The 26,909-nt window shown below is 36.6% G+C and carries 27 protein-coding genes and 2 pseudogenes; 5 read left to right on the top strand and 24 right to left on the bottom strand.

What is annotated here, in order from left to right:
• Positions 1–147 precede the first annotated feature (147 nt).
• A complete protein-coding gene (locus NKG37_RS17725) occupies positions 148–651 on the top strand; it encodes a GNAT family N-acetyltransferase (RefSeq protein ID WP_254415020.1) in 504 nt (167 codons plus the stop codon).
• A 113-nt stretch (positions 652–764) separates the two neighbouring features.
• On the opposite strand, the gene NKG37_RS17720 is transcribed toward NKG37_RS17725, so the two are convergent.
• The 9 genes from NKG37_RS17720 to NKG37_RS17680 all read right to left on the bottom strand — a co-directional run bounded on the left by NKG37_RS17720 (position 765) and on the right by NKG37_RS17680 (position 7,245).
• The gene (locus tag NKG37_RS17720) at positions 765–1,256 is read right to left on the bottom strand and encodes a dihydrofolate reductase (protein ID WP_254415019.1); all 492 of its coding nucleotides are present in this window, start codon (positions 1,254–1,256) and stop codon (positions 765–767) included.
• Entirely contained in the window at positions 1,253–1,933 is a 681-nt protein-coding gene (locus NKG37_RS17715) for an HAD family hydrolase (protein WP_254416416.1), read from the bottom strand. Before NKG37_RS17715 ends, NKG37_RS17720 begins: the two co-directional genes overlap by 4 nt.
• Before the next feature lie 82 nt (positions 1,934–2,015).
• The gene (locus NKG37_RS17710) at positions 2,016–2,396 is read right to left on the bottom strand and encodes a histidine phosphatase family protein (RefSeq protein ID WP_016205370.1); all 381 of its coding nucleotides are present in this window, start codon (positions 2,394–2,396) and stop codon (positions 2,016–2,018) included.
• Positions 2,362–2,595, bottom strand: a complete 234-nt coding sequence (locus tag NKG37_RS17705; RefSeq protein WP_016205369.1) for a histidine phosphatase family protein — start codon at positions 2,593–2,595, stop codon at positions 2,362–2,364. Before NKG37_RS17705 ends, NKG37_RS17710 begins: the two co-directional genes overlap by 35 nt.
• A gap of 49 nt (positions 2,596–2,644) precedes the next feature.
• Entirely contained in the window at positions 2,645–3,076 is a 432-nt protein-coding gene (locus tag NKG37_RS17700; RefSeq protein ID WP_016205368.1) for an NUDIX hydrolase, read from the bottom strand.
• Between the two features lie 29 nt (positions 3,077–3,105).
• Positions 3,106–4,026, bottom strand: a complete 921-nt coding sequence (locus NKG37_RS17695; protein ID WP_254415018.1) for a ketopantoate reductase family protein — start codon at positions 4,024–4,026, stop codon at positions 3,106–3,108.
• A gap of 105 nt (positions 4,027–4,131) precedes the next feature.
• A complete protein-coding gene (locus tag NKG37_RS17690; RefSeq protein ID WP_254415017.1) occupies positions 4,132–4,311 on the bottom strand; it encodes a hypothetical protein in 180 nt (59 codons plus the stop codon).
• 2 nt (positions 4,312–4,313) lie between these two features.
• Positions 4,314–6,575: a sensor histidine kinase gene (locus NKG37_RS17685; protein ID WP_016205366.1), complete on the bottom strand. Its 2,262-nt coding sequence runs from the start codon at positions 6,573–6,575 to the stop codon at positions 4,314–4,316.
• The gene (locus NKG37_RS17680) at positions 6,553–7,245 is read right to left on the bottom strand and encodes a response regulator transcription factor (RefSeq protein ID WP_101731357.1); all 693 of its coding nucleotides are present in this window, start codon (positions 7,243–7,245) and stop codon (positions 6,553–6,555) included. Before NKG37_RS17680 ends, NKG37_RS17685 begins: the two co-directional genes overlap by 23 nt.
• Before the next feature lie 225 nt (positions 7,246–7,470).
• Here NKG37_RS17680 and NKG37_RS17675 point away from each other — a divergent pair, with 225 nt between their 5' ends.
• The gene (locus NKG37_RS17675; protein WP_118977697.1) at positions 7,471–8,814 is read left to right on the top strand and encodes an IS1380 family transposase; all 1,344 of its coding nucleotides are present in this window, start codon (positions 7,471–7,473) and stop codon (positions 8,812–8,814) included.
• Positions 8,815–9,091: 277 nt separating this feature from the next.
• Here the strand turns inward: NKG37_RS17675 and NKG37_RS17670 are convergent, their stop codons facing one another.
• Complete coding sequence (locus tag NKG37_RS17670) at positions 9,092–9,400, bottom strand: hypothetical protein (RefSeq protein WP_016205365.1); 309 nt, start codon at positions 9,398–9,400, stop codon at positions 9,092–9,094.
• Between the two features lie 133 nt (positions 9,401–9,533).
• On the opposite strand from NKG37_RS17670, the gene NKG37_RS17665 reads away from it, so the two are divergent.
• Positions 9,534–9,992 (top strand): DinB family protein, encoded by a 459-nt coding sequence (locus tag NKG37_RS17665; protein WP_016205364.1) that lies wholly within the window; start codon positions 9,534–9,536, stop codon positions 9,990–9,992.
• A gap of 217 nt (positions 9,993–10,209) precedes the next feature.
• Here NKG37_RS17665 and NKG37_RS17660 read toward each other — a convergent pair whose 3' ends face one another.
• From NKG37_RS17660 to NKG37_RS17640, 5 genes are all read right to left on the bottom strand, one after another.
• Complete coding sequence (locus NKG37_RS17660; protein ID WP_016205363.1) at positions 10,210–10,623, bottom strand: HIT family protein; 414 nt, start codon at positions 10,621–10,623, stop codon at positions 10,210–10,212.
• 77 nt (positions 10,624–10,700) lie between these two features.
• Positions 10,701–11,585 (bottom strand): NAD-dependent epimerase/dehydratase family protein, encoded by an 885-nt coding sequence (locus tag NKG37_RS17655; RefSeq protein ID WP_016205362.1) that lies wholly within the window; start codon positions 11,583–11,585, stop codon positions 10,701–10,703.
• Positions 11,586–11,681: 96 nt separating this feature from the next.
• Positions 11,682–12,071, bottom strand: coding sequence for a DUF3841 domain-containing protein (locus tag NKG37_RS17650; RefSeq protein ID WP_254415016.1), 390 nt, complete (start codon positions 12,069–12,071; stop codon positions 11,682–11,684).
• 1,093 nt (positions 12,072–13,164) lie between these two features.
• The gene (tnpA, locus tag NKG37_RS17645; RefSeq protein ID WP_016205359.1) at positions 13,165–13,650 is read right to left on the bottom strand and encodes an IS200/IS605 family transposase; all 486 of its coding nucleotides are present in this window, start codon (positions 13,648–13,650) and stop codon (positions 13,165–13,167) included.
• A 225-nt stretch (positions 13,651–13,875) separates the two neighbouring features.
• Positions 13,876–14,406: an ECF transporter S component gene (locus NKG37_RS17640; RefSeq protein WP_169188438.1), complete on the bottom strand. Its 531-nt coding sequence runs from the start codon at positions 14,404–14,406 to the stop codon at positions 13,876–13,878.
• 139 nt (positions 14,407–14,545) lie between these two features.
• Here NKG37_RS17640 and NKG37_RS17635 point away from each other — a divergent pair, with 139 nt between their 5' ends.
• Positions 14,546–15,943 carry a MocR-like pyridoxine biosynthesis transcription factor PdxR gene (locus NKG37_RS17635; protein ID WP_205835604.1) on the top strand — a complete coding sequence of 466 codons (1,398 nt, stop codon included), beginning with the start codon at positions 14,546–14,548 and terminating at the stop codon, positions 15,941–15,943.
• Between the two features lie 272 nt (positions 15,944–16,215).
• Here NKG37_RS17635 and NKG37_RS17630 read toward each other — a convergent pair whose 3' ends face one another.
• The 9 genes and pseudogenes from NKG37_RS17630 to NKG37_RS17595 form a co-directional block, all read right to left on the bottom strand.
• The gene (locus NKG37_RS17630; protein ID WP_254414818.1) at positions 16,216–16,449 is read right to left on the bottom strand and encodes a DUF5348 domain-containing protein; all 234 of its coding nucleotides are present in this window, start codon (positions 16,447–16,449) and stop codon (positions 16,216–16,218) included.
• The gene (locus NKG37_RS17625) at positions 16,446–17,246 is read right to left on the bottom strand and encodes an ExeA family protein (RefSeq protein ID WP_367976433.1); all 801 of its coding nucleotides are present in this window, start codon (positions 17,244–17,246) and stop codon (positions 16,446–16,448) included. The genes NKG37_RS17630 and NKG37_RS17625 overlap by 4 nt, the downstream gene beginning before the upstream one ends.
• Positions 17,239–18,594, bottom strand: a complete 1,356-nt coding sequence (locus NKG37_RS17620; RefSeq protein WP_254414816.1) for a DDE-type integrase/transposase/recombinase — start codon at positions 18,592–18,594, stop codon at positions 17,239–17,241. Before NKG37_RS17620 ends, NKG37_RS17625 begins: the two co-directional genes overlap by 8 nt.
• 41 nt (positions 18,595–18,635) lie before the next feature.
• Entirely contained in the window at positions 18,636–19,100 is a 465-nt protein-coding gene (locus NKG37_RS17615) for a DUF6431 domain-containing protein (protein ID WP_254414815.1), read from the bottom strand.
• Positions 19,101–19,463: 363 nt separating this feature from the next.
• Positions 19,464–21,410, bottom strand: a pseudogene (locus tag NKG37_RS17610) (prolyl oligopeptidase family serine peptidase).
• Between the two features lie 102 nt (positions 21,411–21,512).
• Complete coding sequence (locus NKG37_RS17605; protein ID WP_224428178.1) at positions 21,513–22,037, bottom strand: restriction endonuclease; 525 nt, start codon at positions 22,035–22,037, stop codon at positions 21,513–21,515.
• Between the two features lie 363 nt (positions 22,038–22,400).
• The gene (locus NKG37_RS26135) at positions 22,401–22,529 is read right to left on the bottom strand and encodes a hypothetical protein (protein WP_263479840.1); all 129 of its coding nucleotides are present in this window, start codon (positions 22,527–22,529) and stop codon (positions 22,401–22,403) included.
• Positions 22,530–22,602: 73 nt separating this feature from the next.
• Positions 22,603–23,538, bottom strand: a complete 936-nt coding sequence (locus NKG37_RS17600; RefSeq protein WP_254415015.1) for a DNA/RNA non-specific endonuclease — start codon at positions 23,536–23,538, stop codon at positions 22,603–22,605.
• A 494-nt stretch (positions 23,539–24,032) separates the two neighbouring features.
• Positions 24,033–24,701 carry a Type 1 glutamine amidotransferase-like domain-containing protein gene (locus NKG37_RS17595; protein ID WP_254415014.1) on the bottom strand — a complete coding sequence of 223 codons (669 nt, stop codon included), beginning with the start codon at positions 24,699–24,701 and terminating at the stop codon, positions 24,033–24,035.
• 394 nt (positions 24,702–25,095) lie between these two features.
• On the opposite strand from NKG37_RS17595, the pseudogene NKG37_RS17590 reads away from it, so the two are divergent.
• Positions 25,096–26,657, top strand: a pseudogene (locus tag NKG37_RS17590) (IS3 family transposase).
• Positions 26,658–26,909: the final 252 nt, after the last annotated feature.

The following is a 26,909-nucleotide window of genomic DNA, read 5'->3' as shown; positions in this document are numbered from 1 at the left end:
ATAAGATTATTATCTTTTGTGCTTTTCATTTCTATATATTCCTCCATTCTTCTGCTCCTCTCCCTCTTCATTAAATTTTGCATGAAACTGTTCTTATAAGCTAAAATGGTTAAATGAATAATAGAATATATTAAAGGAGTTTTTTTATTGGATTTTCTTTTTACAAGTGAGCGATTAGGATTTCGTTTATTAACAATAGAAGATATTGAGGCGTGCGAACAGTTTTGGGGAAATGAAGAAGTAATGAAATATTGTGGAGGCAGTACTTCCTCTGCATTATTGCCTCAAGTTGTTGATTTTTATCAGCAATGTCAAGATGATTTTGGTCTCTCGGTTTATGGTGTTATTGACTTAGCTAACAATACAGTAATCGGAGCTGCCGGTTTTAATATCGAGGATTCTATCGAAGAAGTGGAACTTATTTTCCATTTCACAAAAAACAATTGGAATAAAGGCTATGCTACAGAAGCAGCTAGTGCATGTATGATGTTTGCTAAAGAACAAGGAAGTTTGCAAAAAGTAATTGCTTCTGCCAGCATTGAAAACAAAGCTTCTTTAGAAGTTCTTGGCAAAATTGGCTTTCAATATTTGGGGATAAAATATTTTGAGGATACAGATCAGGAAGAAGCTTATTTTGGGTTTGTTTTTTAAATAAAAGAATGTTAGTTTGCTTCAGTCAGAATACACTATAGAAAAAAGGGGGGCACAATAGTTCGCCTTTTTTGCCTTCACTTATACTAAGCCATTTAGACATACACAATTGTTTAAGAAGGTACACGTTCATAAATATGAAAATAGTATGGATAAGGATTTTTTTCATCTCTTATTCCTTGCGTAACAGAAGTCTGCGTCCATTTGCTTAAATCAACATTTGGGAAGAATGTGTCTCCTTCAAACTCTGCGTGAATGTTTGTAATGTACATTTTTTCTACATATGGAAGAAATATTCTATAAATTTCTTCGCCACCAAAAATAAATATTTCTTCTTCCTTTTCGCACAATTTAAATACTTCATCTAATGAATGGGCCATTTCACAGCCATCAAATACTAATTCTCTGTCTCTCGATATGACGATATTCCTTCTTTTACTTAATGCTTTTCCGATGGATTGGAAGTTTTTTCTCCCCAAAATAATTGGATGTCCTGAAGTTATTTTCTTCACATACTCCCAATCTCTCGGAATCCTCCAAGGAATATCATTATCTTTCCCGATTACTCTGTTCTTGTCCATCGCTACAATTAAAGAGACCTTCATGAAGCACTTCCCTTATTGACATATGTAAAATGGTTTAATAATTGCTCAAATGAATCAATCTCAGCAAATGGTTTTATCTCGGTAGCATTATTGATCCTACGAGGATTAAACCATACACCCTTTATATTGGCATTTTGACAACCACTAATATCTCTTTCTAAGTCATCCCCAACGAATAATGTATCCTCTGGCTGCACATTAAGCTTATTTAAAGCTAGTTCAAATATGCGTTTGTCCGGTTTACTAAACCCCACTTCATCGGAAATGATAATTGTATCGAAATAATTATGTAAATTGGTGCTCATTATTTTTGCTTTTTGTCTATGGACAGTACCATTTGTGATAATTGCAACTTTCACTTGGCTCTTTATCTTATTTACTATGTTAATCCTATCTTGATTTACTGCAAAACAATACGGAAAATGATTATTCCAAAAAGCTAAGATGTCATTGTTTGGTATTCTGTATTTCGGTGGATACGCATCAAAAAAAGATGCCAAAACCTTTGTTTTATCCTTTTGACCATAGCTTCTCTTGTCATATTCTTTGAATTTTTGCAGCATTCCCCTTTTTATGGAATCATCAATATCCTCATAACATTTTTCTAACATAATGAAAAATAGTTTATCTACCGCATTATCTCTATCAAGCAAGGTATCATCTAAATCAAATAGCATTGCTTTGTAACCGTTCAAATATTTCACCACCCTTTTCCCTATTAATTTAATAACCTAGTTCAATAATTCTAAAATAACGACATCACATAATATGCTTGGTACAATTATACAGAGTACATTCCCAGTTTCCGTCAGAATGATTTAAAATTGTAAGGGAGGTATTATCTATATAAGTATCTTGGAAAACTGCTGGAAGTATTTGTTTAAGGGTCAGTCCAATGAAAGCACCATGGCTAACGATTAATATCCTTTTTCCTAGGTATCGTAAAATTATTTCTTCTAAAAACTGCTTCCCTCTTTTTCCCACGTCTTCAAATTTTTCCATTTCTAAATCTTGCTCTCGCCAATTGTTACCCCATTTCGAAATTCTTTCTTCTAAGGTTGTCCCTTCCATTTTCCCGCAATCTATTTCACGAACTCTTTTTTCCTTATGACTTATTGGTAGGTTGATTTTTTTCTCCAATAATTTCTCCGGTTACAATTGCTCGCGACAAATCACTTGTAATTAAAATATCCCATTTCTCTTCTTGCAGTAGTCTATTTCCTATAGCTATTGCTTGGCTTATTCCCAGGTCATTTAAAGGGATATCTGATATTCCTTGTGCCCTTCCTAAAGTGTTCCACTCGGTGATTCCATGCCTTATCAGACCAACTGTCGTCATTTTTTGAATTCCTCACTTGTTTTGTTTTTTGTTATTTTTCTGCAGCATTTTAAAATTCTACACAAAAAGGCTGGCTACTTTCATCCAAACATTTCTCTATTCTTTCCCTAAAATTCTTATGTGTTACCATTTCCAATGCTTCCTTAATGGGAAAAAAGCCTACTTCCAAGCTTTCTGGAGAAGTAGCTAATTCTCCCCCAACTGGTTTTGCTAAGAACAGCGTATTACATATGGAACAGTTCACATTTTGGAATATTCCACAAAATTTTACAATCTCAATATCAATACCTGATTCTTCTTTTGCTTCTCTTATTGCGGCGTCTTTCAAGGACTCCCCCTCTTCCACTTGTCCGCCTGGCATTTCCCATCCTCTCTTAGGTCCCTTGATTAATAAAATTTCGCCTTGTTCGTTAATAATGATCGTCGCTGCTGAAACGATATGTTTTGGCGGCGAATAGGACTGTTGTGTGCTTTGAACCATTTGAATCCCCCGTTCTTTTTAGAGCTTTTCTACCCTTGCATTTCCTCCACTGTTTTAATAATTCGATAGAATGCTTGATTAATAGGTGTTTCGATGCCAAGCTTCTGGCCATAATCGATAACTTTTTCGGCAAATAAAGCGACTTCTGTTTTTCTGCCAGCTTCGATATCCTGCAGCATCGATGTCTTTCCTGTTCCGCCAACTTTGCTTAATACATTGGCAAAAAAATAATCCATGTCTTGTTCTGTTAGGTCAATTTCCTTTGCCTGTGCAAGCTGAATTACTTCCTTCATCGCACTTTTTGCTAGCTCTCTTGCTTGTCCTTCTTTTTGAAAATAAGCATATGGTGCTCTCGTCACAGCTGAAGCTTGATTCATGCCTACATTAATCATGAACTTATTCCATAGTGCTCGTTCCATATCTATTGGTACATCAACTGGTATATTTGCTCTTTCTAAGCATTCTTTGACCTCTTTTACGTGATCCGTCAGCTCTATATTTACTCTTTCCCCAAAAGTGATGATTCCAGGAGTACTGTAATAGATTCGATTGCCTTCTCTTGTTGAGTCAATACCATTGCAGATGGAATAGAGAATCTTTTCTTCCCCATAGCTTTGTGCAATTTCTTCCTCGCTTGTAATCCCATTTAATAAGGAAAGAATTACTGTTTTCTCTCCTACAAATGGACGAATTAGGGAGATTGCTTCTTGAAGCTGTCCATATTTTACTGCAAGGAGAACCAAATCAAAGGCTTCTGATTGTGTATCTGGATGGATGTAATGAAAGGAAGTTTCTTCGTCGTTTATGTAGAATTTTTCTTTTTCATATTTTGTTTTTCTATGCTCATCGACAATAATTTGTACTTCTAATCCTTCTACTTCCTGAAGCATTTTGCCGTATACTGCACCAATCGCTCCAAGCCCTACAATACCGATTTTTTTGATGGTCACTTTTCTTTCCTTCTTTCTGTGATTATTCATAATCTTTTAAATTATTTTAACATATATTTCTAGTAAAAAAATACTTCCTTTTCATCATCGAAAAGGAAGTACCTTCTATCCTATCTTAGCTTTACCTGCTTCAATCGCTTTGTTAATGGCTTTGCGAATGATTATTTTTTCATCTATATGTTTATATTCCTTTAGTACATCAAATACTATTTTCCTTGCAATTACTTCATTTCTCGTAATCGGGTAAAGCAATGAGTACAGATAGGCTGCTTGTTTCTTATTCATTTTTAGCTTCGCTGTTCATTTACAGGTAGCGCTAAGGTAACTTTAAATAAGTCTCCATCTGTCTCTATTGTCATCATTCCCTCATGAAGGTCGATAATCGATTTTGCAATCGCAAGTCCAAGTCCGGATCCTTCCGTATGTCTAGAGGTATCCCCTCGTTTAAAACGCTCAAATAATTCATCCATATTGTCATCTAGTTCATACTTAGAAATATTTTTAAATTGAAGAATCGCTTGCCCTTTTTCTTGTTTAATCGAAAGGTAGACACGAGAATGCTCCAAGGAATACTTCAAAATATTTCCTATTAAATTATCAAAAACTCTCCATAGCTTTTGCCCATCTACTACTGCATTAATCGACGGCTCTTGATTGGTTACACGAAAATCAAGAGTAGAGGCTTTGATTGTTTCATCATATTCTCCTAATGCTTGCTGTAAAAGCTGCACTAAATCTACCTTTTCCTTCTTCAATTCCACATTGCCGCTAACCATTTTCGAAACCTCAAATAAATCATCAATCAATACTTTTAACCGCTGTGATTTTCGGTCAATAATGGCCAGATAGCCTTCTTTTTCTTCCTCTGTTAGATTTTTATTTTTCAATAATTCCGTGTAGTTAATGATAGATGTTAAAGGCGTGCGTAGATCGTGACTGACATTGGTAATTAATTCGGTTTTTAGGCGTTCGCTTTTTTCCTGGGCTGTCTTTGAAACAATTACCCCAGATTTTAACGTATTAATATTCTTTGCGAGAGAAGTCAACTCTTTCGCCCCTTGGATTGATATTTCTTGATGTAAATCTCCATTTATTACTGCATTCGTTTGTGCAAGCAGCTTACTAAAAGCCTTTATATTTCTCACCACAAAAATAATAACTGGAATTCCAATGAAAAGAGCAGCTACTAAATAGAATGGGATAAGAATTTGCAATACCAGACTTATTGGTAAAAATAGACCTAACATAAAAATCACTAGCAAGCTACCAATCGCTTTTTTGGTAAAATCTCTACTAGAGAGAACCCGTGAAATAGCCGTTTTCAACTTATTTACACTTATACTTATAAATGTATTTTTCCACTTTACTTTCTCTTTAATTAATAGATATCCTTGCATAAGAGATAGTGTTACAAATACCCATGCTAAAAGAAGAAAGGCAAGAATATCACCCCAATTCCCTCCTAGTTCATTCACCTTCATGGATAGTTGGTCCCCAATTCCCCATAGTCCAATAACAGCTAATATGGCACTTATCACCAATAGCACATATCGGATATCAATTGGAACCTTTCGATAAAAGGAATAGTCCCATTGCGCAAAACTGATTTTCCTTTTTACAAGCATGAAAATACTTACTACTAAACTGATAATGCTTAATGAACTTGCAAAAATCATTTTCTTTTGATAAGCATAATACTTATTCTCTTCCTCTATCAGCAAACTACCATTACTTAATTTTTTGGGTACAGCCACGATTCCTTCATAATTACCAATCTCTTTTTTCAACTGACTTACGATAGGAGGAATCATCATTTCATCTTCCCATGACCAAATTGCAAACCCTTTATCTCTGTAGATTATTGATTGTCCGGGCAAATTTAACTTCTCTGTGTTCGATGTAAAGTAGAAGTTGCCTAAGAACTTTGTATTGTCCTTGTTTACTACCTTTTCTATTGTTTCTCCTGGAGAAATAGTCATATTAGTTACAACTTTTCCCGTCTTACCATTCTCTAAATAATAGTAGAATGATTCAGCCCATTGCTCAAATTCATATTTTGTATTTTCCAAATCTCGATAATATCGATCTACCTCTAATTGTTTTTCTTCTTTTATTTTTTCTTGGACATATTCATCATTTGGCAATAGCTCTGTGATTTCCTTTATATCTCGATCTCTTTCTTCTGTTAACAGTTTCTCTGCTGCTTCATCTCCATTTTCGATTGCTAGGGCTATATCTTCTTCATACTGATCATTAATTAATTGCATTTGTTCATTTAAACTTGCGTATGAATCACGATATTCAGCGATTTCTTCTTTCGTGACACTGATGTTCTTTTTCGCTTCTTCTATTGGCACCTGATATAATTGATAATCACTTAATAATTCTGTAAAATACATTCGTTTGTCTTCAAACTTGGTGGAGTCATAATAATTTGTATGTATATATTGCGTTAGCCATATTTTTAGCGGTGCTAACCCACTAAGCCCAATCGTAACCAACAATGTCCAAATGATAAAAATAGCTTTACTTCTCCATTTTGTAGCCAATGCCCCACACCACCTTTAAGAAACGCGGATTTTTTGGATCCACTTCGATTTTCTCGCGGATTTTTCGAATATGTACTGCCACCGTGTTTTCAGCATTGTACCCAGGTTCCTTCCATACACTTTCATAAATTTCCGTAATAGAGAATACTCTGCCTGCATTTTTCATTAATAATACAACGATTTTATATTCAATCGGCGTTAGCTTTACACTTTCTCCATTTACCGCTACTTCTTTTGCCTCCTGGTCTAATGTTAATCCATGAAGGTCTATTTTTTTCTTCACACCATCAAAGGTTCCAAGTGTCACATATCTTCGTAATTGCGATTTCACTCTTGCGACTAGCTCCATTGGATTGAATGGTTTTGTGATATAATCATCAGCGCCTATTTGCAAGCCTAATATTTTATCCGTATCCTCACTTTTCGCTGTCAGCATTATAATCGGAATATTTTTTTGTTCACGAATTTTATAAGTAGCAGAAATCCCATCTAAATTTGGCATCATAATATCCATTAGAATTAAATGAACGGTTTGTTCCATTAAAATATCCAATGCCTCTAGTCCATCACTTGCTTTTAAAACGGTAATCCCTTCGTTTTTAAGATATATTTCAATGGCATCTCTAATTTCTTTCTCATCATCCACTACTAGCACATTTACTTTCTCCAACAACAACCACCTGCTTTCTCTCTCTTCGATGTCTCTATCATAGGCAAAAAATCTTAATATCTGCTAAGCAAAATTCTTAAGATTTTCTTAATATTCTTCTAGGATATTCCATTCTCTCATTCTCCTGAGTCCGTGACGTAATTAATAATAAATGTGCCCACAAAGCCTGATATAATAATGTTATCAGCTGATTTATGTTGATAATTTTATTTCACCAGGCAGGTGTTGAAATTGGTTAAGTTTATTTTAGAAGATTCCGATGATACATTAACGACCCATTCGGGTCTAGGTTTAATAGGTTTGCTTTTATCAAAAACAAAATTTTACAAACGTTTTTCATCCTTAAAGGTCCCAGAAATCAAGTCGTCTCCGGCCATTCTTAATGGGGATGTTACCACTTCTTATGTGGGTCTATTGTGCCAAGGTAAGAATGATTTCGACCATATCGAAGAATTTCGAGATGATCCCTTCTTTTATCGTGCATTGGATATTCAAGTGGTTCCATCAAGTCCCACACTACGGCAACGACTCGATCAAATTGCCAAGGTGACTGGATGGAAATCCATTGTTCTGGAAGAATCGGCTAAACTAATACGGCAATTTGATTCTCCTGTCACTCCAACAATTACTAGTGACAAAAAATCATACGTACCTCTGGATATTGATGTATCGCCATTTGATAACTCAAATACTAAGAAAGAAGGGGTTAGTCGCACATACAAAGGATGTGACGGGTATTCCCCTAACTTCTCCTATTTGGGTCAAGAAGGCTACGTTGTAAATGTGGAACTTCGGGAGGGAAGCACACACGTTCAAAAGGATACTGAGAAATTTCTCGAGAAAAGTATTATATATTCTCGGATGATTACTGATCTATCGTTATTGGTCCGTATGGATGCAGGAAACGATAGTGTCGAAAACCTAAAAGTTTGTGTGAATGAAAAGGCCGATTTCATAATTAAACGAAATCCTCGCCGTGAAAAGCCTGAAAACTGGCTCATGGTAGCTGAACAATTCGGTAAATGCGTTCAGGAGCGAGAAGGAAAACGTGTATTCTATGGTGCTTTAGAAACAACTCCAAAGGGAATGAAAAAAGCCATTCGCCAAGTCTATAAAGTAACAGAAAGAACGATTGATAAAAACGGCCAAATCCTCTTAATCCCAGATGTTGAGTTTGAGAGCTATTGGACTACCCTACCTAATGAAACAGAGGAAATAATTAGCCTTTATCACGAACATGCCACTTGTGAACAATTCCACAGTGAATTAAAAACGGATTTAGACCTAGAACGTTTCCCTTCTGGGAAATTTGCCACCAATGAATTAATCTTACATCTTGGATGTTTAACCTACAATCTCCTTCGGATTATTGGCCAAGAAAGCCTGAAATCAGGGGATGCGCCGCTTAAAAGAAAGGTCTTCCGTCGCCGAGTAAAAACGGTTATCCAGAATTTGATTACATTAGCTGCAAAATTGGTAAAGCATTCCCGAAGAATTTACTTAAAGTTTGGAAATCATAGTCCTTGGTTTCCTACTTTTAAACGACTGTATCTTTCATTTACAACATAAGCCTAGGAAACTGAATAGGTAATAAGACCTGAAAAAAATTATAGGTAAGCAGGTTTTATTTAGTGTACACAAAAAACAATCAATCCAACTTAAATTAGTACGAATGGCAAGAAAATAAGGAATTCCTAAAATTATCGGAAGAATTATTTTTTATCACGGATTCAGGATTCTATCAAAGGAATGTTGTTGTTCACACCACTATTTCGATATAATCATTTCTTTAGCATGGTGAAATGAAAAAATGGCTTTCATCTTTTATGGATGAAAACCATTTGTCTTATTGTTTAGCCTTAATTTGTTCCCGAATCTTCTCTAGCTCCTCAAGGGACAGTTCCCCTAATGACTCTTTTATTTCTTCTTCCATGCGCTTGCGGTTCTTCTCTCGGTATTGATTCCACCAAGCACGAAGTCCTTCTGTTTGATCCAATATGTAATCAATGTCGATTTCTTCTACCTCATCGTCTGAAATATACTCCAACACCGCTGCTAGCATGCGGTTTAATTTATCTACTTCCCCCTCTTTCTTGTTCGTATTCGGCGGTTCCTTTTCTATTTCTTCGCTAATCTCTTCATCTTTACGAGGCATCGTTTTCCTCCTATCTTTATTCCTGTTTTTTCTAGTATTTCCATTAGAAAAAATCACTATTCTTCCCGTGCAGGAAATAGATATCGCCATATCGAATAAATGATTGTGAGTTTATGTTTAAGGAGTGTGTAAAATGGAAGCACGTCATGAAAATTTATTTAAACAATTGGAAACCTATCGGAAGGAACTGTTACGGACTGTTGAAATGGTGACAGACGAGCAAGCAGAAATTATTCCAGATGGATTTAATAATAATATCCGTTGGAATCTCGGTCATCTTTATCTCGATCAGTTTTTATGGATCGAGGCATTAACAAAAGAAGCCTCTCCTACTTCGAAGCAATTCAATCAATGGTTTGGTTTCGGTACAACACCAGCCAATTTTACAGAGGAGACACCGTCCTTCCATGAATTAAAAGATCTTTTAAACACACAACCACAAGAAATAATAGAAAAGTATCGCAATGAGCTTGAAAAAGAATATCCCCCAATCGATATGGGCATGCACACAATAGAACAAGTATTAATTCGAACGATTTTTCACGAAGGCATGCATTTGCAGGCGATCAATGATTTGAAACGGTTTGTTTAGAAACATTAGTGAAGAAAAAACTACCTAGAAGTCGTTAAGCGATTTTTACTTACCATATTCTCAATAGAAAAAATCGCTAAAATTTTTATATATAAAGCAACGAAGGATTCGGATTCTACAAAAGAAAACCACTGAACAAACAATTTCAGTGGTTATTTCTGTATGGGTTTAAAAATGACTACATTATCTTGTTTTGGTGTCTCAAACACTATAAAAACTATTCACTTTCCCCTTTCACTCGTCTATTTTCCTCTTGTTTTAACCAATATCTAATTCCCTTTCCAGCCAATGGTTCATCTTTATATCTTGGAATTAGGTGAAGATGGCAATGAAAAATCTCTTGGTTAGAAACTTTGCCTACATTCCACCCTATTGTATAGCCATCAGGAGAATGGTAATTATCTATAAACTTTTTTGCCTCATGTACTAGCTCATATGTATCGTTCCACTCTTCTTGTGTTATTTCAAAGACGTCCTTGTGATGGTTTTTAGGAATTATTAAACCGCTACCCTCTAAGACACCTTGATGTTTGTTATGTTGCAAAAAATAACATGTTTCATTCTCCAGGACGATATTTTGGTCGCTATCTCTATCTGGATTACATAAAGGACAATCTAAATCATAAGCCATTTTTCTCCTCCTATAACTATCCCTTTATTCACCCTCCACTTCACCTAAATATAACTAATACCCCTTAATCATCGCAATCAATGCTTATCTTTACTTGCAATTTCCTCAATCAAAGCTGGTAACCAATTATCCAGTTTACTGAACTCAAACCCCGCTTTTTCTGCCTTTTCTGTATTCATATACCATGTTGCAGGAATGGCAAATGGGGATGTATCTTCCTCGTCACCTTTTAACGTTATTTTCGCCTCATGCCCTGTCACCTTTTCGATTATATGGATTAATTCTCCCATAGAAATTTTTCCATTTGCAGTTGCATTAAATGGACCTTCCACGTCTGACAAACCTGCCCATTTTAGGAATGCAGCAGCTTCTGAGGCAAGAATAAAGGACATTTCTGCATCCATATTAACAAAACCAATCGTTTTTCCTTGCTGAATCCGCTCCACATGAAAATGCAAACGACGAGTGTAATCTTCTTCCCCTAACACGATGGGGAACCTTACTGCCACAACTGGAAAGGTTGCATACTGAAAGAAAACGGCTTCCGCCTGTCTTTTTCCTTCATCATACGTAAAAGCCTCTTTATCTCCCCATGCTATCGGATAATGATAAGAATCAAAATCTTCTTCACTTTTTTCTTTTCCATCTGCAGAATAGGTTGATAAGGAAGAGGTAAACACAAGCTTGCCAATATTCCCGTTAAAAACTTCACAGAAATCCCTTGCTTCATTCGATGTATAGCAAATATTGTCATAAACAATATCAAATTTTCGTCCTTCAAAATGATTTTTAAGTTGTTCCTTCATAGAGCGATCACCGATGATATGCTCCACTTGATCGTCAAATGGATGACTTGTTGTCCCACGGGTCATTATCGTAACCTGATGCCCCTCTTCCAACAGCACTTCCACAAGCTTTCTTCCGAAAAAACGTGTTCCACCAAGTACTAAAATTTTTTTCATCTATTTCACTCCTAAACTATGACATGCGTATTACATTCCATATGGAAAAGATATTTCCTCCTTTTTTATCCATTATATTATGTCCATGAAACGATCTTAATTAGCAATAAAATATTCTATGTTCAAAATCTGTTCTTTCTGAATCACGGATGTAACTCCCTGAACAATTTGGTCCCCATTATTCCACATTTCTGAGTTGCGTAATTTCGCTAAGTGAAATATTCTTTCCCAGCTTTGTTTCTTTGTAATCGTTAATTTTCCCTGTTCAAACAACCTATCTTCTTCCTCTGAAATCATACAAAAGCCGTCATTTAACACACAGTGCCAAGCATCAAAATCAGAAAGAAGAACTTTATTTTCTGGTATTTCGACTGTTAAACATACAGCTTTTGTTCCTTTGTTAAAATGACCTTCCTCTCTTAAATTCGGTTTTGTCGCCCATAGCCAAATAGGCATCAAACCATTATTATTTATTCTCTTATCCATTTATTCAATCATCCACTTATAGGAAGGGAGGAAATCTTTATCCACAAACTCCCCGTTCCCAGTTAAAAAGCCGTTTTATTTAAGTTATTGACCACTTCCACTGCTTGGTTGGTGAAGTATACAGACATCTATCGAGCTCCTATTCTTCCATTTCGCTATTTTAGAAAAATCACTATTATGGTAATATTAAACAAAAAAAGGAAAAGAGGATACTATGAAACATAATTTTTTTAGCAAAGCTTCTTTTGTTATTTTTGTAATAGCTCTTGTGGCTTATATCCTTCCGTTTTTTATGAACATTGCTTTTCCCAATACTTTCTCTATATTACTCCTTTGGCTTTTTCCACTCATTGGGATTATCTGTGGGTTCTTAGGAAAAAGAGGATTCTTTAAAATTAGCGGTCTTATAGGCAATTTCCTTATTCTCACATTAACGGTAGTAATACCTCTCATTAGTTCATTTTTTTGGAATGAACCTTGATTCTCTCTATTGAATAAATGAATTTTGATTGGGGGTATTTATTTGCAAAAGCAATCATTTCTAATAATCTTATTAAATATCGCCATCTTTTGTCTAAATCAGTATTTATTCTTTTCTGTTCATAATCCCAATTTCCTATTGCTGCATTTATATTTTCTTATCTCTTTTTTGCCTTTGAATGTATGGATTTGGCGCAGTAAATTTAAAATAGATTTTTATCATCACTGGACATGTATTTATATAGGACTACTATTCTCCATTTTCCTATTCATTCTATTTAAATCATGGACAACGGATAAGACAGATTTTATATCTGGAGGCGAATTCTACTTTGATTTATTTTTAACTATATTTGTTTTTGCTTTTGTAGAGTTACTAATATTAATTTGTTTGAACGGGGTTACTTATATTTTTAAAAGATTCGGCTAAAACTAAATTTATACATTTCGAAGCATAATTTATCCTTTTTTCAATAAAATAAGGACCACCCGTGAGAACGGGTGGTTTTCTCTGCGGCTGAAAGCCTTTGTTACTGATCAAATCCTAAAGGGCTACTGAAAGGTTCGCCAATTGTACTACTTTTACTGGCCAGACCCCAAAGGCCTTCTCCCCTTAATTTTTTCGTTTCTTTTTCTTTACTTCTTCCCCTGTGAATGAATCGATATATTCCATCATCGTTAATTGTTCTGCGACTATATCATCTTGTATTTGATTACGTATATATTCTTCTATTACCTTCTTGTTTCTTCCTACCGTATCTACATAATATCCTGTACACCAAAATTTTCGATTTCCATACTTATATTTCAGTTGTGCATGTCGATCAAATATCATCAAGCTACTTTTTCCTTTTAGATATCCTACGAATGCTGATACACTTAATTTTGGCGGAATACTCACTAACATATGTACGTGATCCTTACACGCTGTTGCTTCTATTATCTCCACGCCTTTCCTCTCACACAAGGTACGTAAGATTTGTCCAATATCTTTCTTAATTTTCCCGTAAATTATTTGTCTTCTATATTTTGGTGCAAATACTATGTGATACTTACAATTCCAAGTTGTGTGTGCTAAACTATTATTGTCTTTTGACATAAGAACTTCCTCCTGGCTATTTATTTTCGGTTGGCGAACCAAAAAATATTTTAGCACCTTGAGGAAGTTTTTTTAATACCACGCTGTAAGCTTTTTGGAACCCTAGGCATAGCCCAGGGTTTTCTTTTCTATAAAATAAATAAAGGTATTTAAATGTCCTCTCAGCAAGGACATTTAAATACCTTTTGTCTTTTTATGGTGCCTGGCACCCTTATTGAGGCACTCTTATTGAGTACGCACAATTCTTTGCTTAAACCCTTTTGTTAGTGGCACAACGATGATGCCGGCGATGACTAATTGCATGATATTACCTGGGACGGAGCCGAATGGCAGGATCCAGTTTCCATAAAGGATCACTTCTGTAAAATAGTAGCCGACAACTTTGATGATCATGGCAACAGCAACTGCTAGTAGATAGACAAAAGATTTTTTGCCAGGCATCTTTTCCACAATAAGTCCAGCTATATATCCCATAGTACCAACGATAACAAATGTGAACGGAGCCCATAATGTCCATCCTGACATAATATCGAATAAAGCCATTCCAAAAGCTCCTACAATCGCACCTGATTTCTTGCCAAAAATAAATGCAGCAATCAAAAACGGCACGTTACCCAAATGGATTAGTCCTCCATTTCCCATCAATGGCAGCCTGATGTTGATAAACATTGTAGCAAGAAACGTTAAAGTAATAAATAGTGCATTGAGAACCAGAATTCTCGTTTTGTTTTGTTCAGTCGCAAACATGCAAATCATCCTCTTCCTTCAAGTGTTTGTTTTTCAGTTTAAAAAAAGAATCTCCTCTTTTTCCATGATTACTAGTATAATAAAATCTGACAATATAAAAAGTGTCAATTTTTATAAAGATAACATGGTCAGAAAGGAGGGTTCCCGAATGGATATGCTTATGTTTGAATTGAATAAAAACGCAACAAAACCCTTGTATGAGCAGCTTTATATGGGTATCAAAGCCGCTATTTTGAGCCAACAAATTGAAGTTGGAACGCAACTCCCCTCCAAAAAAAAATTGGCCGATTTTTTAAACATCAGCCAAACAACTATTGAAGTGGCATATGCTCAACTGGTTGCAGAGGGCTTTATTGTATCAAAACCACGGATTGGTTTTTTTGTAGAAGATATAAATGAATTACCTTATATTGAAACAGAACATGTTGAGTTGCCTATGGAGGATACAGAGAAAAAAACGATCCGGTTTGACTTTCATCCTGGAAAAATCGATACAGAGTCCTTTCCCTTCTCACAGTGGAGAAAGTATGCAAAAACTTTATATGATACCCCGTCGAAGGAGTTGCTACAGATTGGAGAACCCCAAGGGGAATACACTTTACGGACTGAAATAGCCAAATACCTATATCAATCGCGTGGGATTATATGTAAACCGGAGCAAATTGTGATTGGTTCAGGAACAGAACAACTCTTTCCCATGATTTTAAGGTTACTTGAAAATGATTCAAACTTAGCCCTTGAAAATCCTGGCTATTCAGCAAGCCCGAGAATTCAGCTACAAAATAAAGCGATCCCTATTCCAGTTGATGAAGACGGATTGATTGTGGAACAACTTGAAAAAACAAATGCGAATGTGGTCTATATTACGCCTTCCCATCAATTTCCGACAGGTGCAATTCTTTCCGCCACAAGAAGAACACAGTTAATGCAGTGGGCAGCAAAAAGTAAAAATCGCTATATCATTGAAGACGATTACGACAGCGAATTTCGTTACACTGGTAAACCTATTCCCGCCTTACACGGGATGGACCAAAACGATAAGGTGATTTATCTAAGTACGTTCACCAAGTCATTAATGCCCTCATTGCGATTGGCCTATTTTCTTTTGCCTTCCACATTGCTGAAAAAATATAAGGAAACGTTCAGTTATTATTCAGCAACTGTCCCAAGATTTGACCAGCATATAGTAGCCAGCTTCATGAGAGACGGTTACTTTTCAAAGCACTTAAACCGTATGCGGAAAATTTATCGTAAGAAACTTGATAAACTGACCTATATCTTTAAAACAGAATATCCTGAAGTCATCATCACTGGAGATCAAGCCGGGATGCATATTTTAATTTCCCTTCCGCTGGAAAAAAGTGAAAATGAGTTAAAAGCCATCGCAGCAAAAAGCCATATCTCCATTTATCCTTTAAGCGATTATCTGTTAAAACCAATAGAATATAAGCATCCAACATTTCTGTTAGGATTTGGAGGCATCCCATTAGAGAAAATCGAGGAAAGCATTCACCAATTAATGCAATGCTGGGAAATGGCAAAATAATTAAGCTTGTAACAACTCCAGCTAGAATCTCTATTTGGTTAATATTATTGCGCAGTATTATATAAGAAGTATGTGTTAATACTTCTTAAACTGAATTAAAATATAAATAAAAAGCGTTTAAAACCTTATATAAAAAGGTTTTAAACGCTTTTTATTAACTGTTAATGCTAAACTATATTGTCCAGAAATTGACGGTATACTTTGTCCCGATTTTGATGGAGAAAATGACCAAAAAATGGAGGCTGCGAATCACTAAGCCTCCATTTTCAATATCAAATTCCAATTTTATATATCTCATTTTCCTTTAAATCAAGCTTTACACCTTCAGATCCCATTACAATATACCACTGCCTATCTAATTCCAACCGACAAGGAATTCCAATGTCTCCTTCAATACAAAGTTCAAAAAACTCACCACAATGTATCATGTAGTTATCATCATCCATTACCACTGACCAGCAATCTAAATCCTTCTCATAGATCATATTCAACCACAGTCTGCTCATGACAGTTCCCCCTGAATGACATGCTTAACCATATGATCATCAATGATACGACGTCCATTTTGGGCTCCATACAGGAGACTGTGTGTGCATAATTTATTTATAAGTCTTGGCGTTCCACCAGAAAACCGATGAATTTCCTCCAAAGCACCGTCTGAAAAGATTTGTTGGTCTACCCCAGCATAATCTAGATGTCGTGAGACATATTCATTAACCTGAGCCTGATCATAGTGACTTAATCTAAATTGAATATCAATTCTTTGGCGAATGGCTGCGTATGATTGAAGACGCAGACGGTCCCATAATTCACTTTGTCCCACAAGGATAAGAGCCATCGGACTTTGCGCATCCATTTTAAAATTCAGTAAAAATCTAACCTCCTCAAGCATCTCACGGTCTAACAGGTGGGATTCATCTATTACAACTACGGGTTGGATCCCATGAATGCCTCTCATTAACTCAATTTCCCGATGTAGCTGCCGTTTTGCATCCCCTCGATAAAATTTCGCTTCCGACCCCAACTGCTCTAATAATCCTTTATAAAAATGCCGGGGAGTTAGTTTTGAATCGGATAAATATAGTACTTGAAATTTGCCGCCATCAAGGCCATCGACAAATTTCCGAATTGTTGTGGTTTTCCCAGTGCCACAATCTCCGGTTAATACGGCAAATAACTGTCTTTCTGCCGCATACTTTAACCGGCCCAAAACTTCTTGCATCGTAAACGATTCATAAAGTTGAGTTGGAGGAACATCCCGAGTAAAAGGGGTATGTTTCATTCCATAAAAGTCCTCAAACATCTTCGCCATCCTCCTTCCAAATAGCACGGAAAGAAACGGCTGGAGCTTGCTCAATTTTTCGTTCTTGATGCTTCTGTTCGGCTGCTTTAAGAAGTCTGGAAGAATCAGTTTTATGTGATTGGAGATGTGAAGGCAATGTTGGACGTTTCCCAGCTCTTTCACCAATCACAAGCTTTTTGGCTTTCCACGGGGAATGCCCCTCGTATTCAATTGTTAGCTCATCCAAGTACGCAGGGTCATAAACAACATCTACTTGACGACCAATAAAGGATAGGCCAACCTCATATTTCTGATCCATAAAACTAATGCATCCCGACTTATCTACTTTCCGCGTCTCACAATGCAAGAATGCATTCGCTAGTTTGTCAGGATCAATAAATCGAAGGGCTTTTTTATCGCTTCGAAAAGCAGTTTCAGGGCTAATGTTCTCCCCAAGACCGGAATGTGGTTTATTTTGATAACACTCTGATAACCATACTTGAAAGAGCTCATTCAAGCGATCTAATGAATTGGGCTTTTCAAGCGCTGCTTCACCTAAGAAAGAGTCTACCACTCTATTAAAGCGTTCAACCTTTCCTTTTGACTCAGCCGCATACGGTTTTGCATAGATTAGCCTTGTGCCTAATTTGGAACAAGTACGAGACATCCACCTAGTTCTGTACTGTTTACCGTTATCAAAATAAACAGCATCAGGGACGCCGTATTTTTGTATAGCGTTTCGAAAAGCATCTTCTATAATCCTGGAATCTAGGGTAGGATAGAAGGCACCATGCAGAATAAATCGGGTTGCGTCGTCTATTATAGCTACTAAATAGACCTGCTTCTTCGTGCCGTTTGGTCCAATGGGCAAATAAGGTCCATATTTAATATCCGATTGCCACAGCTGGTTACGATGACGCTTTTGAAATCGTCTAGCCGCTACTCCTGTTTGAGAGTAGAGCCTCATTTGCCTAGAACTATATCCTCTTTCAGTTAACTTTTCTTGAAGGGTTGAACGTTTTAGCTGCCCTGGTTTAGCCAAGCCCTCCCACTCTAGTATTTGAATAATTTGGGCAACACTTCTAGTAGGGGCTTCTTTTCGAAGAAGAATCGCTTGATCCAATAAATGCGAGGGAATGCCCTCTTTTTTCATTTGTTCTGAGATTCCTTTTGGCTTTAGCCCTTCAAAACTTTCATTACGATACTGCTCAAGGTAACGTCTGATTGTCCTTTCAGAAAGACCGCTGGTCTTACATATATGGTTTTTCAATTCCTTTGCTTTTCCAGCATCTAGCCCTTCCGCCAACAAAGGGGCAATGAGTTGGAACCTTTGTACTGCAATCTCTTCTGCCTTTTTTTGATTTCTCATGATAACACTCCTTTTACAAATGTGATTATCATGAGTGTAAATCAGCTTTCTTCGGACAAGAATGCAGAACGGGTATGTAGCCACAAATTAAAATTCACAATTGGCCGGACAATTCTCTCCAGCCATCTGGGGGCATTCCCCACCAGCCGTCCTATTCTTTGAAGTGCAGGCTCTGAATTTGCGGACGTCAAATTCAAAGGGACCTCGCCTTGTTTAGTTCGAAGCACAATAGACATAAGACAATTAGCCCAGTAATCTACAAAATAATTAAACCAATTTAACCAACGAAATAGGGTAGACTCATCAGCTGGAACATCATGTGAAGAAGGGTTCGAAAGAACCGACTCAATACACTCTGCCTTATACCTCTTATATGGAACTAAGAAATCTGGTAATTCATGATGAATCCGGCCGCATTGATCACAACCTAATCGCCGAATGTTGTATACTTTTGTCTCTCCAGAACTTTCTCTTGATTTTCTATCTCTAGTACCAATTACGCTCATGCTTTTCCCGCAACAGGGAGAAGGAATCCTCCCCGCACCTCTAACTAAAAACTCCTTTGTTTTCAATTAGTTTATAATCTGATACAATAATCATATGGTTTTTTAGGGGACGTCTCCCGTATATCTGTTGGCGCAGGTATACATAATGGGAGGCGTCTTTTCCTTTCTCCAGAATCATAATCATAAATGTCGAAATGTTTCGAATCATGTACATATGGACATTATAACCGTCTAATTCTGGACAGGCAACACCGTCAACTTTCGGTCATTTTGAATTAGCAAAAACAATTAACAGCTATAAGTATATCCATTCACCACTTTTAATAACTTAGATTACAACCTTCCTCCATTTCCACTTCCCCTCTAAAACTTTAAACCTTCTATACTTTCACCAAGAAGATAGTGTGAAAACCATATCAAATTCTGATTCATAATAGTGGCATTTATTTGTGGTTGGTTGGAACTATAGGCCATTCCTTTAAATACGACTAATTCGGTTTCAACTTCCATATCCTTTAAGCCTTGATATAGCTCATAAGCATTTGTAATTGGTACTCTTTCATCCTTATCTCCATGCTGGATTAAAGTTGGTGTACATGCTGATTTGATATATGTCATTGGTGAGGTTTTCGCATAGACGTCTGGATCATCCCATGGATTATTTCCTAAATACATCCTCATAGAGTATGGGATATCTGTATGTACATAATGAGTACTCCAGTTAGTAATGCCGCCTCCCACTGATATAGCTTTAAATCTACTACTAAATGTGGAACAGAAAGCTGCAATATATCCACCATTGCTCCAGCCCATAATGCCAACTTTCTCCTCATCCACCATTCCTTTTTCAACGAGCTTATTCACTCCAGATAGAATATCATCGTAATTCGTATTCGCAAGTTCTCTATAGCTTGCTTTTAAAAATTCATTCCTATAGCCTGAGCTGCCTTTGTAATTTGGTTCTAACACGATAAAGTCTCTTTCAATAAATGGTTCAATTGGGTATTTCTCATTAAAACAATCTGAATATATGGGAAAGGATGCCCATGCAGGACCGCCATGGACTACCACTAATAATGGATATTTTTTAGTAGAATCATAGTTCACTGGCGTTGATAATACCCCTTCTATTTCGGTACCATCACTACTTTTCCATGTAACTATTTCCCTGATACTTTTTAGCTTATCATGGAAAAAGCTGTTTTCATTCGTTATTTTTTCATCGTCTAAATAGATTTCAAACGTCTCATTCGTCAAAGCTCTGTTATATGCCAGATGCTGGCCATCCTTCCTTCGTTATAAAGGCATTCATTATAAAGCCATCGACTTTGTCTCCTAAAGGCTTCACCGTTCCATTATTAGATAACAATCCAATTAGATAATTGGTTTTATCCTGCCATCTAATTAAAATGCCTCTTTCTGTCCATCGTATCGGCATCACCGTACTATCATTATCGTTTAAAGGATGAATGACGTTTCCATTATTCATCTCATATATCTCTAGGGTATTTTCCTGGATACGAGTTTTATAATAATCCTTCTCTCTGATGCTTGCTGTATAGCATACTTTGTCACCTTCTGGAGAAAAGTAAACATTTCCCTCTAACAACTTATTTCTATTCAGCTTTTGTAGCTTTCTTTCTTTTATAGCCAATATGTATAGATCCCTTTTCATAAAATCTCTCATGTTTGGACTTGGAGCAGCCATTAATACAACCTTTTCCCCATCATTTGAAAGATCAAATTCATGGATATGAAAATGAATATCCTCGGTTAATTGATAAACCATACGATCTTTTATATCAATGTAGTTTAAAGAATTGTACTGAGATTCTTCACTGATAAAATGAAAGTCCCCAAATAATTCCTTACGTCGCGTCGGTTCATAGATTCCGATACTTTTGAATTAGTAATGTAGTAAAAGCCCCTACCATTAGGCTCCCACTTGAATTTACTGACCCCTTCCTTATCATCAGTAATTTGAACACTAGAATGGCTCTCTATTAACCTTATAAAGATTTGATTTTTCTTATTTTCTCCATCCCCAACTGGACTAAGGAAGGCGATTTTTCTAGAATCTGGAGACCATAATGGGGAAATCGCATCTAGATTCCCAGATAATAAAGGATAGCACTCACCCTTATCTTTTTCATAAACCCACATGTAATTTCGATATGTATTCTCTTTCCAATCAGCTGTTCTTTTTACAAATGCTATATTTCTACCATCATCACTTATGCTAGTATTTGATAATATTGGTAAGGAAATCATCTCTTTTATACTTAAATACTTTTTTTCAACCATTTTTATTAGTAGCTCCTTTCCATAATAAGATTTCCATTGTATAAGCCAGATATAATAAACGGGTTAATCTGATCAGATTAACCCGTTTATTAAACTATTTTATATAAATTATGCTCCCTTTTTTATTTCTAACATCCACTTCATCAATACGTCTCTATCGATTAATAATACATTATTTGAGTGTGCTAATTTGACAGCGGGTGCAGTAAAATAATTGTTTGTAATAACCCAACATTCATCAGCCTTATAATAGTTTTTAGCAGATACAACCTCTTGAACAGCTTTCAATCCAACCTTCTTTTTATAACGCTTGGCTTGCACGACAATTTTTTTATCATTATTTGATAGCACAAGATCAGCACCATAGTCACCTGTTACTGAAGTTAAATTCGCCTTATATCCTTTATTTCTTAATAAAACTTGTAGATATTCCTCAAAGACTTTTCCCTTCATTTTATCAACTTCTAGTATGCCTGATTTCTTTAACTTTTGTTGTCTAAAAAAGTTGACTATAGAAGCGAAAACAACTGATCCTATAAAAAATATGACAAGTACTAGCGTTAGCATTGGTTCAGCAGTAATAATCCCCCAAAACAACTCAAATCCCAATTTTACTCCCGTAAAAAAATCCATTATGTACACTTCCTTGAAAGAACTAATTTATTTTAATTCTATCATTAGATTGTAATTAATAGGTATATTATCACAAAAAATGTTAAAAAATCTTGTTTCGTTCCCCATTTGATTTCATATGCATACATTTTGAAACCAAATGCAGCTTAGGTGGCTCACAAAGAACGAGTGAAGCTTACTTAGTGCTTACCATAAATTAAATTAGGTGACTATTGAGATGTTTAGAAGGGCAAAAAAATGCACCTAATAGTGTCAGATACATTTTATCGTTTAATTTATTTCCTGTTTTTCTCGAATAATGAAGTAAAAAGAATGTTATCTCTCATTCAATTTCCCCTTTATTTCATCGTAAGTTTCTACGGTTTAATATGTGTTTATAGAGAAACCATTCGCTACTGTTATACGATTTTCTCTTACTTCTATTACTAACAAAGTGTTAATCAATATTTTTTCATTGGACTTTTTTTCTGTTACTTCGATGAATGAATTCAAATAGCTCACCTCCTTTTTTTAAAACAAAAATTTTCAGTGTATAGGCTTTCTAATCTCCTAAAGTTCTAGAGACTTACTCCCCAACCATACCGTCATTATCATTATCGCGCATATATTTGTACAACCAGTGATCCCTTGTTATTGGCATACTGAAACCGGCTGCTTTTGCTTCTGCGATTGTCACGATACCATTACCGTTTGTATCAATACTAGAAATATCATCGTTTATGTTTGAACTACTTGAATCGGAAGGCTCACTACCTGTTAAACCGAGTGATTCGTTTACTTCGTCAGGATTCACATTGTCAAATGAATCCGTAATGACATTTCCGTTCATTGTATAGGTATACTGATAACTGGAAGGAATTTGCGTTTCCGTATTCGGATAAGTGATAATTACTTCAAAATTTGTGGCTCCACCTGCCTTGCGGATCACTTCTTCCATATAAGCTTGATCCCCATGTCGGTTGAGCGTACTATCTTGGGGGGTAATATTATAAGCATTCGATACCCCTCCGAGAGAATCAGCTATGATATGCCCTTCATCTAAAACGTCACTTTCCACACCAGGAACCTTTGCCTCATCAGGGTAGTATCTACCAGATGATAATACAGGTTCGTTATCGTCATCTTGTAGAATGATTTCATCAGCAACAACACGTACTAATTGCCCGTATTCATTCGTAAATGCCCAGTATTCACGGTCCCCATAACCAATGTCAACCACGACGTTAGGGTCACGATTTCCAGACAAATCACCACCATCAACTTCAATAAGTTTGTATCCTTTGAACAGTTCTTTTCTTGATTGGGTTGGAGTTTCCTCCGCTACTGGTTCATCGACCTTAGTGATAGTTTCTTTTTCTTCACTATTTTTATTTGTATTATCTGTGGTTTCTTCTTGTGGATCTGTTTCTCCATTTTTAATGGATGTATCTTCTACGTTGGTACAACCAACCATAAAGATGGTCATTAAAATCATGATTAAATAGTTCATTTTCTTTTTCATTCTATGCTCTCCCATGGTAGTTTTATATTATTCCTTTTGAAAATATCGGAATGTTAGGATAATTTATCAATATTAGCCCAATGATAATAGTATATTCCAAGATTAACTTTATTTCAGTAGATATTTGTTTGAAGTGTGAAAGATTAAAATTTCAATAAAGGCTTGCTCAGTTTAAATGAACTTGAGTAATGCTCCTAATCTATTAAATCCCTATAAAAACAAAAGAGACCAAAAAAGGATAGTTACTTCCCTTTTGGTCTCTTTTGTTTTTGCCTCTAATCTTCTTCTTTGCTCTAAAGGATCCACTCATTCTGAATAAGCATTGATAATTTCAGCGCCATTTACTACTAAATAAATCAAGCAGTAATGCTGAGTTATGATTATTCGCGCTTGCTAATGGTGTTAAGAGGTTAGGTCACAGCGACGCCTCCGAAACTTGTCGAACTATCCCACTATTCCATGAGAGTATATCAAGAAACGGGCGTATAGGATGCTCAAGGTGTAAATAGTCTCCAATTCCCTTCAGATAAAACTTCTACCGCTCCGTCAACTACTTTGATTGCAGTTTGATCGTCAATTGCATATGCAGGTCCCTGCATCTCGGCTGCCCATCTCTCTGCAGCAGCCATGGTGTTTCCCGGCAGCATCTCATGATCCAGGTGTGGAAAGATTGAAAAATCCACTAGTCTCAGTGTTTCATCACCCCCACCTGGTGGATCCCAGCCAACGAAGTATTCTCCTATTTTAGGCGTCATCACCATGCTCCCAGCACTCATTCCCACATAAACTGAGTTCAGGGATGGTAAAAGGTCTGCCAGTCCGGATTGATGCATCCAGTAGCACAGATAAAGGGCGTCACCGCCTGACACCAGCAGTACATCTGTTTCCTGAACCAGCGGTATCCACCGATTTTCATCGATACTCGGAAGCGCTGTGAGCTCCAACACGCCGACCGACTTCCAACCGAGACCAACCATGGGATTCTCTTCCTTCCCACTGATGAACTGCCAGACTTTGACGCGAGGGCCAACCCAAGGGTGCCCATACATCGCAGTGGGGATGCATAGGGTGTTTGATTCACCAATCGGCTTTCCTAGCATGTCAACCAGTGCGTCGTGTATGCTTTTGTTATTGATGCCTCCAGATGTAAGCAGAAATTTCATAACTTCACTCCTGTCTATGTTTGGTACTGTCCTCATGCTAAGATGGCAGCCCTAGCTAATAGATGATTAGTACACTTCAATTGAATCCTTGTTAATCAGATGTTTAGCTTAATTATCTATTCGAATACTGGTTAGGCTTAGTCTGTCCTCTATACTTTACAATTCTACACAACTTTTATAAATCCTTGTTTAACTAATCTCCACCATTCATTTCATCTATCGTCTCTTAAGGTTAAATTAAGGTTAATTCGTAATAATAAAATCCATTATCAGTTCAAAAAGATTTGCAATAAGGAGGATCATAGAAGAATTACTTAAAAACCCCCCTCTGTTAGGATAGATGTCGTAGGGAACTTTAGTGTATAGTTTAAATCATACACGGAGGTTGATCGACATGAAAAGTAATAATGGTAAACGTTATACAAAGGAAGAGAAAGCATCAATTATTAAGAGAATGATGCCCCCCACTAATGAATCGGTTGGCCAATTAAGTGAAGAGTTGGGCATTACTGAACCCACGCTTTACAAGTGGAGAAAAGAGGCTAGATCATCTGGAAACCCCACACCCGGAGATGGACAAAGTTCTGAACACTGGAGCAGTGAAGATAAGTTTCTCATAGTTATGGAAACATACTCAATGAATGGTGCGGAGCTAGCGGAGTATTGTCGAAAAAAGGGACTTTATAAAGAACAGATTGACGCATGGCGAGATTCATGCCTTAATGCAAATGGGCGAGAATCTAGTCAAACAAAGCAGTTAAATCAAGAATTAAAAGAGGAGAAAAAGCGAGGAAAGGCATTAGAGAAAGATTTGCGTAAAAAAGAAAAAGCATTGGCAGAAGCTGCAGCCTTATTACTATTAAGAAAAAAGGCCCAAGCGATCTGGGGGGACCAAGAGGACGAATGATCAGCCCGTCAGATCGCGCACTAGCAGTAGAACTCATCCAAGAAGCAAACCAAAATGGTGCGCGATTAGCCCCGGCGTGTAAAGAATTGAACATTAGCGTTCGCACCTATGAACGCTGGATTTCAGAAGGTGGAATCAAGGAGGATCAACGCCCTATTGCGTTACGTCCAGAGCCAAAAAATAAATTAACGATAGAGGAAAAACAAGAGATACTGGAGGTTGTTAAAAAAGAGGAATTTGTAGACCTACCGCCTACTCAAATCGTGCCAAAATTAGCAGATCAATGCATTTATATCGCCTCCGAATCTAGCTTTTATAGAGTTCTTCGTGAGCATAAAATGCAAAATCATCGGGGAAGAAGCAAAAAGCCCGAGGGTAGATTACCAGAAAGTCATTTAGCAGTAGCCCCAAACCAGGTATGGACATGGGATATAACGTGGTTAAAAGGGCCGGTGAAAGGCTTGTTTTATCGACTCTACTTAATTATCGATATTTTTAGTAGAAAAATCGTAGGTTGGGAGATTTGGGAGTCAGAGGAGGCAAAACACGCTGAAGATTTAATGAAGAAGACGATTATTAGTGAAAAAATCCAAGGTAAACCACTCGTTTTACATTCCGATAATGGCAGTCCCATGAAAGCCGCAACATTTCAGGTATTACTTGAAAAATTAGGGATCCAAAGCTCTTATTCAAGACCAAGAGTAAGTAATGACAATCCCTATTCTGAAGCAATGTTTCGGACTCTGAAATATCGACCTGAATTCCCGTACAGAGGCTTTGAAACACTTGAGGCTGCACGTGAATGGGCATTAAGATTTGTGAATTGGTATAACTGTATACATTTACACAGTGGTATAAATTTTGTGACGCCAGAACAATGCCACACAGGTGCGCATATTGGGATACTGAAAAAGCGCAAAGAAGTTTATGAACTAGCGAAACAAAAGCATCCAGAACGTTGGACGCGCTCAACTAGAGACTGGAGTGCACATGATTCAGTGGCTTTAAACCCAATAAAGGACAAGATAGAAAAGGATGGAACAAAATAGCCCCACTGCGACTGAGCTTGAACTACCCATTCCCTTCTCATCAAAGAACAGAATGAATTCTGTTCTTTGATGAGAAGGCCACCAAGCAAAGCGCGGTAGTTACCCTTACGTTCTTACACTAGTAAACAAGTTAAATGCGACAACTATCTTGACAAACACCGAAACCAGAAGAGAAAAAATGATTTTACTAGGTTTTATGCTTAAAAATATATAATTTTTTCTAATTATTATATATTTTTTATCCACCGAATG

It is taken from the genome of Niallia sp. RD1, assembly GCF_024219955.1.
In the GTDB taxonomy this organism is placed as follows: Bacteria; Bacillota; Bacilli; order Bacillales; family Cytobacillaceae; genus Niallia; species Niallia alba.
The sequence above is the reverse complement of the archived record's forward strand: the minus strand, read 5'-3'. Positions and strand labels throughout refer to the sequence as shown.

Bases quoted from the DNA above. Each gene is read 5' to 3' on its own strand.
- NKG37_RS17635 (WP_205835604.1), top strand. From the start codon at position 14,546: ATGGATATGCTTATGTTTGAATTGAATAAAAACGCAACAAAACCCTTG.
- NKG37_RS17655 (WP_016205362.1), bottom strand. From the start codon at position 11,585: ATGAAAAAAATTTTAGTACTTGGTGGAACACGTTTTTTCGGAAGAAAG.
- NKG37_RS17625 (WP_367976433.1), bottom strand. From the start codon at position 17,246: ATGTTTGAGGACTTTTATGGAATGAAACATACCCCTTTTACTCGGGAT.
- NKG37_RS17615 (WP_254414815.1), bottom strand. From the start codon at position 19,100: ATGAGCGTAATTGGTACTAGAGATAGAAAATCAAGAGAAAGTTCTGGA.
- NKG37_RS17640 (WP_169188438.1), bottom strand. From the start codon at position 14,406: ATGATTTGCATGTTTGCGACTGAACAAAACAAAACGAGAATTCTGGTT.
- NKG37_RS17670 (WP_016205365.1), bottom strand. From the start codon at position 9,400: ATGCCTCGTAAAGATGAAGAGATTAGCGAAGAAATAGAAAAGGAACCG.
- NKG37_RS17660 (WP_016205363.1), bottom strand. From the start codon at position 10,623: ATGGCTTATGATTTAGATTGTCCTTTATGTAATCCAGATAGAGATAGC.
- NKG37_RS17600 (WP_254415015.1), bottom strand. From the start codon at position 23,538: ATGAAAAAGAAAATGAACTATTTAATCATGATTTTAATGACCATCTTT.
- NKG37_RS17665 (WP_016205364.1), top strand. From the start codon at position 9,534: ATGGAAGCACGTCATGAAAATTTATTTAAACAATTGGAAACCTATCGG.
- NKG37_RS17700 (WP_016205368.1), bottom strand. From the start codon at position 3,076: ATGGTTCAAAGCACACAACAGTCCTATTCGCCGCCAAAACATATCGTT.
- NKG37_RS17690 (WP_254415017.1), bottom strand. From the start codon at position 4,311: ATGAATAAGAAACAAGCAGCCTATCTGTACTCATTGCTTTACCCGATT.
- NKG37_RS17705 (WP_016205369.1), bottom strand. From the start codon at position 2,595: ATGACGACAGTTGGTCTGATAAGGCATGGAATCACCGAGTGGAACACT.
- tnpA (WP_016205359.1), bottom strand. From the start codon at position 13,650: ATGTCAAAAGACAATAATAGTTTAGCACACACAACTTGGAATTGTAAG.
- NKG37_RS17715 (WP_254416416.1), bottom strand. From the start codon at position 1,933: ATGCTATTTGATTTAGATGATACCTTGCTTGATAGAGATAATGCGGTA.
- NKG37_RS17605 (WP_224428178.1), bottom strand. From the start codon at position 22,037: ATGGATTTTTTTACGGGAGTAAAATTGGGATTTGAGTTGTTTTGGGGG.
- NKG37_RS17595 (WP_254415014.1), bottom strand. From the start codon at position 24,701: ATGAAATTTCTGCTTACATCTGGAGGCATCAATAACAAAAGCATACAC.
- NKG37_RS17650 (WP_254415016.1), bottom strand. From the start codon at position 12,071: ATGGATAAGAGAATAAATAATAATGGTTTGATGCCTATTTGGCTATGG.
- NKG37_RS17630 (WP_254414818.1), bottom strand. From the start codon at position 16,449: ATGAGCAGACTGTGGTTGAATATGATCTATGAGAAGGATTTAGATTGC.
- NKG37_RS17720 (WP_254415019.1), bottom strand. From the start codon at position 1,256: ATGAAGGTCTCTTTAATTGTAGCGATGGACAAGAACAGAGTAATCGGG.
- NKG37_RS17620 (WP_254414816.1), bottom strand. From the start codon at position 18,594: ATGAGAAATCAAAAAAAGGCAGAAGAGATTGCAGTACAAAGGTTCCAA.